Here is a 13,119-nt window from a genome sequence, read left to right on the forward strand (position 1 = left end):
GTCAGTTGAGAAGTGGACGTCTTCGAACCGAGGCCGACATGACTCGCACCCCCCGTCACATCACCACCCCCGAGCGCCGAGCCCGCCTCGCCCTCCGCCACCGCCTCACCGCGTCCACCCACGCCGCGACCCCCGAGGCCGTCGCCGACTCCCTCGTCGCCCTGCACGGCACGGACCCCGCGACGGTGTACCTGGCGGTGGGCGCCCGCCTCGCCGACCCGTCCCTCACCGTCCCGGAGACCACCCGCGCCCTGTACGAGGACCGCACCCTGCTCCGTATGCACGGCATGCGCCACACGGTGTTCGTGTTCCCCGCCGACCTGACCGCCGTAGTGCACGCCTCGACGGGACTTGCCGTCGCCGCGCGTGAACGGGCCTCCCTGATCAAGGACATGGCGAAGGCGGGGGCACCGGACGCGGCCTGGCTGAAGGAGGTCGAGGCCGCGCTGCTGACCGCGCTGACCGACCGCGGCCAGGCGACGGCGGCCGAACTCGCCCAGGACGAACCGAGGTTGAGGGAGCAGTTCGTGTACGCGGCCGGGAAGAACTACGAGGGCGTCCACACGGTCTCGACCCGGCTGCTGAGGGTGCTGGGCGTGGAGGGAAAGGTCGTACGGGGCCGGCCGCTCGGCGGATGGACGTCGAACCAGTTCCGCTGGGCGGTGGCGCCTGAACACCCCGAGCTGGACATCGCCGAGGCCCAGGCCGCCCTCCTCGACCGCTGGCTCACGGCCTGCGGCCCCGCCACCGAGGCCGACCTGAAGTGGTGGACGGGCTGGCGCGTGACAGAGGTCCGCCGGGCCCTGACGACGATCGGCGCGGAACCGGTGTCCCTGGACGAGGGACCGGCCTACGTCGCCGCGGGCGACCTGGCCCCGCCCGCGGTCCCCTCCGAGCCGTGGGCGGCCTTGCTTCCCGGGCTCGATCCGACGGCGATGGGATGGCAGCAACGGGACTGGTACCTGGCACCGGAGCTGCGCCCCGCGCTGTTCGACGGGAGCGGCAATGTGGGTCCGACGGTGTGGTGGGACGGGCGGGTGGTGGGAGGTTGGGCCCAGCGGCCGGACGGGGAGATCGTGTGGCGGATCCTCGACGGGGAGGGGGTTGGCCGGGAGGGGGAGGCTGCGATCGGGGTGGCGGCGGAGCGGTTGCGGGGGTGGGTGGGGGTTACTCGGGTGACGCCTCGGTTTCGGACGCCGGTGGAGCGGGGGTTGTTGGGGTAGGGGGTTGGTCATGGCCGGTCGGCATCACTCAGCCTGTTGGGTCCCCTCTCCGAGGGAAAGCGGCACCTTCTCAGTTCAGGCCGACACAATCCAGCCCGTCCGGCGTTTGAGGACGAGGCCGTTCAGGCCGAAGCGGGGGTTCGGGGGCGGCAGCCCCCGGGAGCGCCGGCACCGACTCCCCTCGCCCCGAAAACGCGTGCGCGTAGGCGCCGGGTGCCCCAACAAAACACAGGGCACCCGGCGCCACCCGCTCAGCGCGAGTACCGCATCAGCGCCCGCACCATGTGACACGTCGTGTCGGACGGGGCATGGACGCCGATCAGCTCGGCCGTGCTGCGGATCGTCTCGTTCCGGGCCTGGTTCGGGACGTAGACGCCCGAGTCGAGCAGGGCGATGGCCAGCCGCATCGCCTTGAGGCGGCGGTTGTGCGTGACGTACCAGTCCCGCGGGCGCCCGGGCGGCAGCGGGCGCTTCTCCACGGGCACGTAGGGCAGGTCGAGTTGGACGGAACGCTTCGCGGTGGACTGGGTCGGCAACGGCTTCGGCTTCAGTGCGGCAGCGGGCACGGACATCCTCCTGTCGCGGTCAGGGCGCCGTCCGGATCCCCCGGCGACACCCTCGAACACTGCTCCTAGTTTACTGCCCGCCACTGACAACCGGCGAACCCCGACAGCCCACCAAATCCCCAGGTGGGAAAGGATTTTGCCGCCGTGTCACGCAAGCTCCGGGAGGTATCCGTGAGACGGCGTCAAATTCGAACAGAGCCCTCCGCCCCCCGGGGTGCGATCCGGTCGTCAGCCGGACAGTACGTCCGAGATCAGCCCCCGTACGTATCCCTCGATCGCGTCCCGGATCGGCCGCACCGCCTCGACACCCTGCCCGGCGGGGTCGTCGAGCCGCCAGTCGAGATAGGTCCGGCCGGGAAACACCGGGCAGGTGTCACCGCACCCCATGGTGATCACCACGTCGGACGCCTGTACGGCCTCGGCGGTGAGGATCTTCGGGGTCTCGGCCGCGATGTCGATGCCGACCTCGGCCATCGCCTCGACGACCGCGGGGTTCACCTGGTCGGCGGGGGCAGAACCGGCGGAACGGACCTCGACCCGGCCGCCCGCGAGGTGGGTGAGGAAGGCGGCGGCCATCTGCGAACGGCCGGCGTTGTGGACACAGACGAACAGGACGGACGGAACGGACGGGAGCGGGGCGGTCGAAGGCACAGGAAGAGTCCTTGTCGGCGGAGGGCGGTCAAGTCGGGTCGGGTCAGTGCGGGTCAGGAGGTGGCGGACTCCGGCTCACCCTCCGGAACCGGAGCCGGAACCAGGACCGCAGCCGTGTCACCGACCGGTGCGGCACCGCCGTACAGCACCACCGCGATGGTCAATCCAAGCGCCGCGCCCGCCAGTTGGGCCGCGATGAACGGAAGGACGGACCCGGGGGCGATCCCGGCGAAGGTGTCGGAGAAGGCGCGGCCGACGGTCACCGCGGGGTTCGCGAACGAGGTGGAGGACGTGAACCAGTAGGCCGCGCCGATGTAGGAGGCGACGGCAGCCGGGGCGAGATGTGTGCGGCCGGTGCGTTCCAGTCCGAGGACGAGAAGGATCAGCCCGGCCGTGGCGACGACCTCGCCCAGCCACAGGTGTCCGGCGAAACGGTCGTGCGTGGAGAACCTCAGCAGCGGCTTCGCGAACATCGCGTCGGCCACGACCGCGCCGCCGATCGCCCCGCCCACCTGCGCGGGCACGTACGCGGCGACATCCCGCAGGGACGGTCCGGTGCCGGTACGGCGGCCCGCGCACCAGGCCGCCAGGGTGACGGCGGGGTTGAAGTGCGCGCCGGAGACCGGCCCGAGCACGGTGATCAGCGCGGCCAGGCCGAGGACGGTGGCGAGGGAGTCGGCGAGCAGTCGTAGGCCGATGTCATGGGTCAGCCCGGTGGCCTGGATGCCGGAGCCGACCACGACGGCGACCAGCAGACCGGTCCCGAGCGCCTCCGCGGCGGCGCGACGGCCGAGGGAGACACCCGCGCGAGCGACACCGCGGCCGGGGAGCACGCTCACGCCGACGGCCCGCGAACCCGGGGACGCCCTCACGCCGGTGTCGCGGCGGTCTTCGGGGTGACCAGGAAGTCGGCGAGGCGGTCCAGGGCGTCGGGCAGCGCCCAGTAGTACACCCACGTGCCGCGGCGCTCGCAGTCGATCAGGCCGGCCTGGCGCAGCAGCTTGAGGTGGTGGGAGATCGTCGGCTGGGCCAGGTCGAAGGCGGGGGTCAGCTCACACACGCACACCTCACCGCCCTGGCCGGTCTCAGCGCCCTGGCCTCGCGAGGCGATCATCGACAGCAGCCGTAGGCGGACCGGGTCCCCAAGTGCCTTGAAGACCTTGGCCAGTTCCGTCGCGCGCTCGTCGTCCAGCGGTGCGGACGCCACTCCGCCGCAGCAGGAGTCGGCCGCGTCCTGGCCGATCACCACAAGTTCTTGTTTCGACATCCTTCTATATTGACATTCTTCAATCCAAGGCACAACGTTGCATCGAAGAACGTCAATACAGGCAGTCAGTTCCAGGAAAGCGATCACACCTCACCCCCTCCAGGAGCCAGACATGAGTGAGCACTCCACCGACCTGCGTGAAGTCGTCCGCCGCCGCTACGCCGCCGCAGCCGTAGAGGTCGCCGGGGGCGGCACCGGCTGTTGCGGGCCGCAGCCGGCCGAGACCGACGACACCATCGCTGACGACACCTTCGGTTCCGCCCTGTACTCCGCCGACGAACGCGGCACCCTGCCCGCCGAGGCCGTGGCCGCCTCCCTCGGCTGCGGCAACCCCACCGCCGTCGCCGAACTCCGGGAGGGCGACCGCGTCCTCGACCTCGGCTCGGGCGGCGGCATCGACGTCCTGCTCTCCGCGCGCCGCGTGGGGCCCACCGGCCGGGCGTACGGGCTCGACATGACCGACGAGATGCTCCGACTCGCCCTGGCCAACGCCGAGAAGGCGGGTGCGACCAACGTCGAGTTCCTCAAGGGCACCATCGAGGCGATCCCCCTCCCGGCGGACACCGTCGACGTCGTGATCTCCAACTGCGTGATCAACCTGTCCGTCGACAAGCCGGCCGTCTTCGCCGAGACCTTCCGGGTCCTGAGGCCCGGCGGGCGCCTGGGCGTCTCGGACGTCGTCGCCGACGACCACCTCACCGCCGGGCAGCGTGCCGAACGCGGCGACTACGTCGGCTGCATCGCCGGGGCCCTGTCCTTCGCGGAGTACCGGGACGGACTCGAAGCGGCCGGGTTCACGGACGTCTCGATCACGCCCACCCACCCCGTCGCCGACGGCATGCACTCCGCCCTCGTCCGCGCCACCAAGCCGCCGACCGGGCCGGACCGGGCGCCTCTCGCCTAACGTGAACGCCATGGAGATCTGGATCAACCCGGCCTGTTCCAAGTGCCGTAGCGCCGTGAGTCTGCTCGACGCCGAAGGGGCCGAGTACACCGTCCGCCGCTATCTGGAGGACGTGCCGAGCGAGGGCGAGATCAGGGACGTACTGGAGCGGCTCGGGCTCGAACCGTGGGACATCACGCGTACGCAGGAGGCCGTGGCGAAGGAACTGGGGCTCAAGTCGTGGGCGCGGGACGCGAGTTCGCGGGAGCGGTGGGTGGCCGCACTCACCGCGCATCCGAAGCTGATCCAACGGCCGATCATCACGGCGGAGGACGGCACGGCGGTGGTGGCCCGCAGCGACGAGGCCGTACGGGACGCGCTGTCGCGCTGAATCGGCCCCGGCCGGACCCTCAACTCCCTTGTGACGCACGTCACTTATGGGACTCCTGTGTCCGCTGAGTTACATCGTTCGGTATCCCGTACATAGCGGCGTACGCTCCCCTACCCCACAGGAGACGCGCATGTCGCGCAGGAGAACTGCCAGTACGAAGAAGAAGCTGGCGCTACTGGTCACCGCCGCGGCGGTCGCGGGCGGCGGGGCCTTCGCCCTGGCCACCACCTCGAACGCGTCGCAGTCGACGGCGCAGAACGCCAAGACGCTGTCGGCCGCGAACTCGACGGTCTGCCAGGGGCTCGCCACCGCGCTCGGCAACAACCAGAAGTTCATCGACGGTCAACGCGCCGCGCCCGACGCCCAGTCGAGCGCGCGGATCGCCAACCGCGAAGCGGTCATCGCGCAGATCAAGGTGCAGCAGAAGGCGTCCGGTTGTGCGGTTGGGGAGTCGGCTCAGGACTCCCAGGTCGCGCAGCCGGCGCAGTCGGCGCCCGCGGGTTCCAAGACCACCCCGGCCGCGACCCCGCCGGCGGCGGGCAACACCGGTGGCGCCGCCGCCGCGGGCAGCCAGGTGTGCAACGGCTCGACCGTCACGCTCTCCGGCGAGGCCGGCGCGCCCGCCGCGTCCAGCAACCAGTTCCCGGCGGGTACGACGCTGAAGGTCACCAACCTGGACAACAACAAGTCCACGACGGTGAAGGTGACTTCGGTCTCCGGCAGCTGTGTCCTGCTGAACAACGCCGCGTTCGAACAGGTCCGTGAGCCCGGCAAGTTCCTCATCCGCCGCGCTCTGATCCAGAAGGTGGGGTGACGCTCAAGGTCCCAGAAAACCGGTGAGGTGACGGCCCAGTCGCTCCGGCGCGGCATGCGGCAGCGCGTGATGCGAGACGTCCGGGAGGATGTCCGTCTCGACGCGCGGCAGCAGACCGCCCGCCCGGGCCGCCACCAGGTGCGTGTCATGGGTCCTGCTGCTTCCGGCCAGAAGCAGCAGGACCGACGCGTTCAGCCCGCGCAACGCCTCGGGCCCCGGGCGCGGACCGGTCACCGGTCTCGCGGACGGGAACCCCGCGCCCGCCTCCTGGAGGCGGAGCCAGTCGGGGTCCAGCGGCACTCCCCCGGTCTCCCACTCCAGGAACGCGCGGACGCGGCGCGTGGTGGGCCGTAGCAGCATCGGCAGTGCGTGCAGCAGGTACGCCGTCTCGAACCCGGCGAAGCACTGGGCCGGGTCGAGGAGGAACAGACGGCGTACCCGGGCGGGCGCGCGCAGTGCGTAGTGCAGCGCGATCCAGCCGCCGTACGAATGACCGCCGAGGTCCACGACCGGCGCCCCCAGCCCGTCGAGCACCGCGTCCAGCCAGGCCGTCAGATCGGCCACCGTGCGCGGCCGCCGGCCGACCACCGGCACGCTGCGGCCCGGGGCGCCGATCAGGTCCATGGCGTAGAGGCGGTGGGTGCGGGCGAGTTGGGCGGCCTGGGCGTACCAGGACGCCGAGGTCGCTCCCCCGCCGCCCGGCAGCAGCACGAGCGGGCGCCCGTCGGCGGGCCCGCACACGTTGACGTACGTCTGCCCGAACGGCGTCGGGACGGTCACCGCCGCCCGGTCCTCGGGCCACTTCGCCATGACCTTGTCGTAGGCGGACGCGAAGCGGTCCCTGTCGTACGGGCTGCGGACTAGCATGCCGCTCACCTCTCCCTCCCCTTCATTGAACGGGAGTTGATAGCGGTCCGAGGCTTCCTGGACGGGGTCCGCGAGGCCGCCGCCGAGGGCTAACCCCATCGCATACGAGCCGTCCGGCGGCCACCGTCCGCGACTGCGAACAGCCGCCCGGGGGCGGGTGGGGTGAATCGCGACACAACACCACCAGGTAACACGGGGTTCACGCTTGGGCAATGATCGGGAAATCGCACGTTGACAGGCTGCCCGGCATGAATCGCGGCGCTCCAGTGCCGCTGCGCCGCAGCACCCGCGAGTGCGACGAATGACCCACCCCGAAGGATGTGGCCCGTGACCTTCAAGGCTGAGTACATCTGGATCGACGGCACCCAGCCGACGGCCAAGCTCCGTTCCAAGACGAAGATTCTGGCCGACGACGCCAAGGGCGCGGAGCTGCCGATCTGGGGCTTCGACGGGTCGTCCACGAACCAGGCCGAGGGGCACTCCTCGGACCGCGTGCTCAAGCCGGTCGCCAGCTTCCCGGACCCGATCCGCGGCGGCGACGACATCCTCGTCATGTGCGAGGTCCTTGAGATCGACATGACGCCGCACGAGTCCAACACGCGTGCCGCGCTCGCCGAGGTCGTCGAGAAGTACGGCTCGCAGGAGCCCATCTTCGGCATCGAGCAGGAGTACACCTTCTTCGACGGCGCCCGTCCGCTCGGCTTCCCCGAGGGCGGCTTCCCGGCCCCCCAAGGCGGCTACTACTGCGGTGTCGGCGCCGACGAGATCTTCGGCCGCGAGATCGTCGAGGCCCACCTGGAGAACTGCCTGAAGGCCGGTCTCGCGATCTCCGGCATCAACGCCGAGGTCATGCCCGGCCAGTGGGAGTTCCAGGTCGGCCCGGTCTCCCCGCTGGAGGTCTCCGACCACCTGTGGATCGCCCGCTGGCTGCTCTACCGCACCGCCGAGGACTTCGGCATCTCCGCGACCCTCGACCCCAAGCCGGTCAAGGGCGACTGGAACGGCGCGGGCGCGCACACCAACTTCTCCACCAAGGCGATGCGCGAGGGCTACGACGCGATCATCACCGCGTGCGAGTCCCTCGGCGAGGGCTCCAAGCCCCTCGACCACGTCAAGCACTACGGCGCCGGCATCGACGACCGCCTGACGGGCCTGCACGAGACCGCCCCGTGGAACGAGTACTCCTACGGCGTCTCCAACCGCGGTGCCTCGGTCCGTATCCCGTGGCAGGTCGAGAAGGACGGCAAGGGCTACATCGAGGACCGCCGTCCGAACGCGAACGTCGACCCGTACCTGGTGACCCGACTGATCGTCGACACCTGCTGCGCCGCCCTGGAGAAGGCCGGCCAGGTCTGATCCCCACCCCACTTCCCCGAAGGGGCGTCCACCGTCGTGGTGGACGCCCCTTCGCGTTGTCAGTGGCGCCTGCCATGGTTGGGGACATGGAGATCGACGGAGGTCTCGACATCAAGGTCGAGACGGAGAACGGACAGACACACACGCGCATTTCGGCGCTACGGCTGCGGGAGCTGGTGGCGGGGATCGGCGGCGCGGGCGACCGCTTCCTGGTCGTGCAGCGGATACCCGACCTCCCGGACGTGTTCGCGCAGGTGTGGCACGAGGAGGGCGGGGACTACCGCCTCGAACACCGGCTGAGCGAGGACGAGTTCTACGGCACGAACCTGGACGGCGCGGACCGGGTGGCGGATCTCCTGACCGCCTGGGCACGGCAGGCGGGGGCCGGCTGGGACGCGGGCGTCGCCTGGGAGCCGGTCGACCCGGGGCCCCAGGAAGAGGTGCCCGAACTGCCGGACGCGGTGCGGGAGAAGGTCGAGGAGCGGGTCCGGACGCGGCTGCGCTGCGGCTACGACGACCGGCGGATGCTGACCGAGATCGCCGAGGAGTGGCTGGTCACCGGTGACGAGCGGCCGGTGTCCCGTGCGCAGGCCGCGCGGCTGGTGGACCGGCTGTGGCCGGAGCGGGTGGCCGAGCAGGCCGAGTGGGCCGCCGTCACCGACCCGGACCGGCTCACCCGTGCCTTCGAGGCGCTGGACGCGAGCGGCATCACCGCCCGGGAGAACTTCGCCTGCTGCCGGGGCTGCGGCCTCGCGGAGATAGGCGCGGAGCGCGAGGACGCCCGCGGTTTCGTCTTCTTCCACGACCAGGTCACCGAGCACGCCGTCGCGGGGTACGGCCTCGCTCTGCACTACGGCGGGTTCGACGGTGCGGCCGAGACCACCACGGCCGTCGGGCAGGAGATCCTGGCCGCGCTCCGTGGCGCCGGGCTGTCCGCCGACTGGGACGGCGATCCGGACAAGGCGATCGACGTCAAACCGCTGACCTGGCACAAACGGCTGGAGGGATGAGGGGACGGCGTCGACTTCGCGCCAAGGAAGCGTCCAAGCTGTGAGAGGAGGGTCCTGTCACGGGGCTGTGTCTGCTTCAATGGGCTCATGGCCAGCTATCAGAAGTGCAGCGCGACGGGTCGCCATGACCTGGAGCCCTTCTGGCCTTCCCGTCAGCACCATGACTTCGACCGGGTGTGTTGTCGCGCGATGAACGCGCCGGCCCTCTAAAGCCGAAACACCCTCGGCCTCCGGCCTGCGCGACTCGATGTACGTCCCTCGACGAACCTCTCGCGCGAAAGAGCTGACTTCTCATGGCGATCATCCGTTCCCTCCCCGCTCTCCCCTCCACCACGCTCGACGCCCCCGCTCCGAACGCCCCACGGCACCATCTGCGCGCCGTGGACCGGGACGAGGTGATCGACGTGGCGGAGTTCCTGCCGCCGGGCGCCACCTGGCTGCCCGCGCCGCCGCACACGCTGCCCACACTGCCGGGGCAGCCGCCGATGATCGGGTACCTCGTCCTCATCCCGGCCGACAGCCCGCACCTCACCCGGACCGACGCGGTCCCGGCCCTCCCCGCCCTCCCCGCCGAGGCCGAACCGCTCGTCCGCATCGACACCGTGCAGCGCACCGCCCAGCTGAACGGGGCGGAACTCGACCTGACGTACCTGGAGTTCGAGCTCCTCGCGCATCTCGTCGCGCACCCCAACCGGGTGCACACCCGCGACCAGTTGGTCACCACGGTGTGGGGGTACGGGCATGTGGGCGACGGCCGTACCGTCGACGTCCACATCGCGCGGCTGCGCCGCAAGCTGGGGGTCGAGCACCGGAAGGCGATCCAGACGGTGCGGCGGGTCGGGTACAAGTACACGCCGCCGACCGCGCGTTGATCTTCGACGGTCCGGGCATCTGCTGATGGCAGAGCCGTGTTCCGTTCCGTGGGCCTCGCGGGCAGAGTCGGCGGTATGAGACTTCTGGTGCTGGGCGGTACGGAGTTCGCGGGGCGGGCCGTCGTGGAGGCCGCCCTCGGTCGGGGCTGGGAGGTGACCGTCCTCAACCGGGGCCGGCACGAACCCCCGGCCGGGGTACGGGCGTTGCGCGGTGACCGCACCGCGCCCGGTGGGCTCGCCGCGTTGGCCTCGGGCGAGTGGGATGCCGTGGTCGACACCTGGTCGGCGGCGCCGCGGGCTGTCGACGACGCGGCGCGGCTGCTGGCCGACCGGGTGGGCCGGTACGTGTATGTGTCGAGCTGCTCCGTGTACGCGTGGGCTCCGCCCGCGGGGTACGGGGAGGACGCGCCGCTTGTCGAGGGGGCCCTCGCCTCCGCCGACAAGACCGACTACGCGCGTGACAAGCGGGGCGGGGAGCTGGCCGCGCTGGGGGCGTTCGGGGCGGAGCGGTCGGTGTTCGCCCGGGCCGGGCTCATTCTCGGGCCGTACGAGAACATCGGGCGGTTGCCGTGGTGGCTGGGGCGGGTTGCGCGGGGTGGGCCGGTGCTTGCGCCCGGGCCTCGGGATCTGGCGCTTCAGTATGTGGATGTGCGGGATCTTGCGGGGTGGTTGCTCGGGGCGGTGGAGCGGGAGTTGAGCGGGGCGTACAACCTGATCTCCGCGCAGGGGCACGCGACGATGGGGTCGTTGTTGGATGCGTGTGTGCGGGTTACCGGTGGAGGGGCTGAGCTGCGGTGGACCTCGCCGGAGGTTGTGCTCTCGGCTGGGATCGAGCCGTGGACTCAGTTGCCGGTGTGGGTGCCGGCCGGGAGTGAGGGGTACGACGCGTTGCACAGTGCGGATGTGTCTCGGGCACTGGGTACGGGGCTGAGCTGTCGTTCTGTCGACGAGACGGTGGCCGATACGTGGAGCTGGTTGCAGGGGATCGGGGGTTCCGCGCCGCAGCGGCCTGATCGGCCGGGGGTGGGGCTTGACCCTGCCGTGGAGGCGAAGGTGCTGGGCACTCCGTTGGGATAGCGGTTCGTTTGGCTGCGGGCCGGTGGGGGCTGGTCGCGCAGTTCCCCGCGCCCCTAAAAACTCGGCCGGCCGGTGTTGCTAGCGACACCCCCGTCGCGGTGGCTTGACCCCGTGACCTCGTTGGCTCGCTCGGTGAGACTGGGCTCATGGACACGAACAGCGAGAGTGGGCGGGCCCGTGCGGTCGTTACAGCCGGACTGCGTGCTCTCGTCCTCGCCCTCATCTCTCTCGGCGGTTCACTCACCCTCTTCGTCCTCACGCTCGTCTCCCTCGCGCTCATCCCGGCCGGTGTCGGGCTGATCACCACTCCCTGGGTGCTGGCCGGTGTGCGGGCGCAGGCGAATCTGCGGCGGGTGCTCGGGGTGCGGTGGTGCGAGGTGCGTATTCCGGTGGCGTACCGGTCCGTCCCCGCCGGGGCGCGGCCCTGGACGCGCACCCTCCACCTCCTCCGTGACCCCGCCACCTGGCGGGATCTGCGGTGGCTGCCTGTCGACATGGTCGCCGGGTTCGTCACCGCGCTGGTGCCCGCGGCGCTGGTGTTCTATCCGCTGGAGGGCTTCGCGTTGGCGTTCGGGTTGTGGCGGGTGTTCACGGACGGGACGTATGTGGGGTGGTGGTACGGGTTCGTGCCGGTGGGTGGGCAGGGCAGTGCGCTGCTCGCGGGGCTGCTGGGGGCCGGGATTCTCGTCGCCTCCTTCTTTCTCACTCCTCCGCTCCTCCGCGTTCATTTTCTGCTGACGCGTTCCCTTCTCTCCCCGGGGCAGGGCCAACTTGCGGAACGGGTACGGGTGTTGACCGAGACGCGGCGGGACGCGGTGGACGGTTCCGCCGCTGAGCTGCGGCGGATCGAGCGGGATCTGCACGATGGGGCGCAGGCCCGGCTGGTGGCCATGGGGATGGATCTCGGGACCATCGAGGCGCTGTTGGAGAAGAACCCGGCCAAGGCCCGGGAGTTGCTCGCGCGGGCCCGGCAGTCCTCCGTCGAGGCGCTCGACGAGCTGCGTGATCTCGTGCGCGGTATCCATCCTCCGGTGCTGGCCGAGCGTGGACTCGGGGACGCCGTAAGGGCGTTGGCGCTGCGGATGCCGGTGCCGACCGAGGTGCGTGCGGAGCTCGGGGGCGGGCGGGCCGACGCGCCGGTCGAGTCGGCCGCGTATTTCGCCGTCAGCGAGGTGCTCACCAACGCCGTGAAGCATTCCGGTGCCGATCGGATCTGGGTCGATATGCGGTCTGCGGAGGGGGCGTTGCGGATCTCCGTCACCGACAACGGTGGAGGTGGGGCGGTGGTCGGGGCGGGGTCGGGGCTCTCCGGGGTCGAGCGGCGGCTGGGTACATTCGACGGCGTCCTGGCCGTCAGCAGTCCCGCGGGCGGTCCCACCATGGTGACCATGGAGATTCCGTGCGTGTTGTCCTAGCCGAAGACCTGTTCCTGCTGCGGGACGGGCTGGTGCGGCTGTTGGAGGCCTACGACTTCGAGATCGTCGCGGCGGTGGAGAGCGGGCCCGAACTCACCGAGGCGCTGGCCGAGTCGGCGCCCGACGTCGCCGTGGTCGACGTACGGCTGCCGCCCACGCACACCGACGAGGGGCTGCAGTGCGCGTTGCGGGCGCGACGGGAGCGGCCGGGGCTGCCGGTGCTGGTGCTGTCGCAGCACGTGGAGCAGTTGTACGCGCGGGAGTTGCTCGCCGACGGGACCGGCGGGGTGGGCTACCTGCTGAAGGACCGGGTGTTCGACGCGGAGCAGTTCGTGGATGCCGTGCGGAGGGTGGCGGGGGGTGGGACGGTGATGGATCCGCAGGTGATTCAGCAGTTGCTGGCGCGGCGGGCGGCCGACGACCGGCCGCTGGGGCGGTTGACGCCCCGGGAGGTCGAGGTGCTGGAACTGATGGCGCAGGGGCGGTCGAACGCGGCGATCGCGGGCCAACTCGTCGTCACGGAGCGGGCGATCGGGAAGCACACGTCCAATATTTTCGCCAAACTGGGGCTGGAAGTCTCGGACGACGACAATCGCCGCGTGCTGGCGGTATTGGCCTATTTGGACCAGGGTCGCTGAGCACTAGCTGTGAGTCGATCACAACTGCCGGTGTTTAAAGGCCAGTTGGGAGGGGACTTACCCAAGAATCTCTCATCAGTTTCTGAGAC

At 70.8% G+C, this 13,119-nt stretch carries 15 protein-coding genes; 10 read left to right on the top strand and 5 right to left on the bottom strand.

The window, feature by feature from the left end:
- Nucleotides 1–38 precede the first annotated feature (38 nt).
- On the top strand, nucleotides 39–1,223 hold the full coding sequence (locus OG407_RS16110; protein ID WP_405858668.1) for a winged helix DNA-binding domain-containing protein: 1,185 nt from the start codon (nucleotides 39–41) through the stop codon (nucleotides 1,221–1,223).
- Nucleotides 1,224–1,474: 251 nt separating this feature from the next.
- On the opposite strand, the gene OG407_RS16115 is transcribed toward OG407_RS16110, so the two are convergent.
- The 4 genes from OG407_RS16115 to OG407_RS16130 form a co-directional block, all read right to left on the bottom strand.
- On the bottom strand, nucleotides 1,475–1,789 hold the full coding sequence (locus OG407_RS16115) for a hypothetical protein (protein WP_033284269.1): 315 nt from the start codon (nucleotides 1,787–1,789) through the stop codon (nucleotides 1,475–1,477).
- Nucleotides 1,790–2,017: 228 nt separating this feature from the next.
- Nucleotides 2,018–2,440 carry an arsenate reductase ArsC gene (locus tag OG407_RS16120; protein WP_405858669.1) on the bottom strand — a complete coding sequence of 141 codons (423 nt, stop codon included), beginning with the start codon at nucleotides 2,438–2,440 and terminating at the stop codon, nucleotides 2,018–2,020.
- A gap of 53 nt (nucleotides 2,441–2,493) precedes the next feature.
- Nucleotides 2,494–3,279, bottom strand: a complete 786-nt coding sequence (locus OG407_RS16125) for an aquaporin (RefSeq protein ID WP_405858671.1) — start codon at nucleotides 3,277–3,279, stop codon at nucleotides 2,494–2,496.
- 29 nt (nucleotides 3,280–3,308) lie between these two features.
- The gene (locus OG407_RS16130; protein ID WP_405858673.1) at nucleotides 3,309–3,707 is read right to left on the bottom strand and encodes an ArsR/SmtB family transcription factor; all 399 of its coding nucleotides are present in this window, start codon (nucleotides 3,705–3,707) and stop codon (nucleotides 3,309–3,311) included.
- A gap of 112 nt (nucleotides 3,708–3,819) precedes the next feature.
- Between OG407_RS16130 and arsM the strand changes: the two genes are divergently transcribed.
- From arsM to OG407_RS16145, 3 genes are all read left to right on the top strand, one after another.
- Nucleotides 3,820–4,611 (top strand): arsenite methyltransferase, encoded by a 792-nt coding sequence (arsM, locus tag OG407_RS16135; RefSeq protein ID WP_405858675.1) that lies wholly within the window; start codon nucleotides 3,820–3,822, stop codon nucleotides 4,609–4,611.
- A 10-nt stretch (nucleotides 4,612–4,621) separates the two neighbouring features.
- Nucleotides 4,622–4,981: an arsenate reductase family protein gene (locus tag OG407_RS16140; protein ID WP_405858677.1), complete on the top strand. Its 360-nt coding sequence runs from the start codon at nucleotides 4,622–4,624 to the stop codon at nucleotides 4,979–4,981.
- A 130-nt stretch (nucleotides 4,982–5,111) separates the two neighbouring features.
- Complete coding sequence (locus OG407_RS16145) at nucleotides 5,112–5,795, top strand: hypothetical protein (RefSeq protein ID WP_405858679.1); 684 nt, start codon at nucleotides 5,112–5,114, stop codon at nucleotides 5,793–5,795.
- Between the two features lie 3 nt (nucleotides 5,796–5,798).
- Here the strand turns inward: OG407_RS16145 and OG407_RS16150 are convergent, their stop codons facing one another.
- Entirely contained in the window at nucleotides 5,799–6,662 is an 864-nt protein-coding gene (locus tag OG407_RS16150; protein ID WP_405868436.1) for an alpha/beta fold hydrolase, read from the bottom strand.
- A 327-nt stretch (nucleotides 6,663–6,989) separates the two neighbouring features.
- On the opposite strand from OG407_RS16150, the gene glnII reads away from it, so the two are divergent.
- The 6 genes from glnII to OG407_RS16180 all read left to right on the top strand — a co-directional run bounded on the left by glnII (nucleotide 6,990) and on the right by OG407_RS16180 (nucleotide 13,030).
- Nucleotides 6,990–8,018 (top strand): glutamine synthetase, encoded by a 1,029-nt coding sequence (gene glnII, locus OG407_RS16155; RefSeq protein ID WP_365299683.1) that lies wholly within the window; start codon nucleotides 6,990–6,992, stop codon nucleotides 8,016–8,018.
- An 86-nt stretch (nucleotides 8,019–8,104) separates the two neighbouring features.
- Nucleotides 8,105–9,028, top strand: coding sequence for a DUF6891 domain-containing protein (locus OG407_RS16160; RefSeq protein ID WP_405858681.1), 924 nt, complete (start codon nucleotides 8,105–8,107; stop codon nucleotides 9,026–9,028).
- A 293-nt stretch (nucleotides 9,029–9,321) separates the two neighbouring features.
- Nucleotides 9,322–9,900, top strand: coding sequence for a winged helix-turn-helix domain-containing protein (locus tag OG407_RS16165; protein WP_405858683.1), 579 nt, complete (start codon nucleotides 9,322–9,324; stop codon nucleotides 9,898–9,900).
- Nucleotides 9,901–9,975: 75 nt separating this feature from the next.
- Nucleotides 9,976–10,977, top strand: coding sequence for an NAD-dependent epimerase/dehydratase family protein (locus OG407_RS16170; protein ID WP_405858685.1), 1,002 nt, complete (start codon nucleotides 9,976–9,978; stop codon nucleotides 10,975–10,977).
- A gap of 146 nt (nucleotides 10,978–11,123) precedes the next feature.
- Entirely contained in the window at nucleotides 11,124–12,392 is a 1,269-nt protein-coding gene (locus OG407_RS16175) for a sensor histidine kinase (protein ID WP_405858687.1), read from the top strand.
- A complete protein-coding gene (locus tag OG407_RS16180; RefSeq protein WP_329351093.1) occupies nucleotides 12,377–13,030 on the top strand; it encodes a response regulator transcription factor in 654 nt (217 codons plus the stop codon). The genes OG407_RS16175 and OG407_RS16180 overlap by 16 nt, the downstream gene beginning before the upstream one ends.
- Nucleotides 13,031–13,119 lie beyond the last annotated feature (89 nt).

The sequence above is a fragment of the Streptomyces sp. NBC_01515 genome, from assembly GCF_045040345.1.
Classification (GTDB): Bacteria; Actinomycetota; Actinomycetes; order Streptomycetales; family Streptomycetaceae; genus Streptomyces.

Coding starts and splice junctions, on each gene's coding strand:
- OG407_RS16110 (WP_405858668.1), top strand. CDS start 39: ATGACTCGCACCCCCCGTCACATCACCACCCCCGAGCGCCGAGCCCGC.
- OG407_RS16130 (WP_405858673.1), bottom strand. CDS start 3,707: ATGTCGAAACAAGAACTTGTGGTGATCGGCCAGGACGCGGCCGACTCC.
- arsM (WP_405858675.1), top strand. CDS start 3,820: ATGAGTGAGCACTCCACCGACCTGCGTGAAGTCGTCCGCCGCCGCTAC.
- OG407_RS16140 (WP_405858677.1), top strand. CDS start 4,622: ATGGAGATCTGGATCAACCCGGCCTGTTCCAAGTGCCGTAGCGCCGTG.
- OG407_RS16145 (WP_405858679.1), top strand. CDS start 5,112: ATGTCGCGCAGGAGAACTGCCAGTACGAAGAAGAAGCTGGCGCTACTG.
- OG407_RS16150 (WP_405868436.1), bottom strand. CDS start 6,662: ATGCTAGTCCGCAGCCCGTACGACAGGGACCGCTTCGCGTCCGCCTAC.
- OG407_RS16160 (WP_405858681.1), top strand. CDS start 8,105: ATGGAGATCGACGGAGGTCTCGACATCAAGGTCGAGACGGAGAACGGA.
- OG407_RS16165 (WP_405858683.1), top strand. CDS start 9,322: ATGGCGATCATCCGTTCCCTCCCCGCTCTCCCCTCCACCACGCTCGAC.
- OG407_RS16170 (WP_405858685.1), top strand. CDS start 9,976: ATGAGACTTCTGGTGCTGGGCGGTACGGAGTTCGCGGGGCGGGCCGTC.
- OG407_RS16175 (WP_405858687.1), top strand. CDS start 11,124: ATGGACACGAACAGCGAGAGTGGGCGGGCCCGTGCGGTCGTTACAGCC.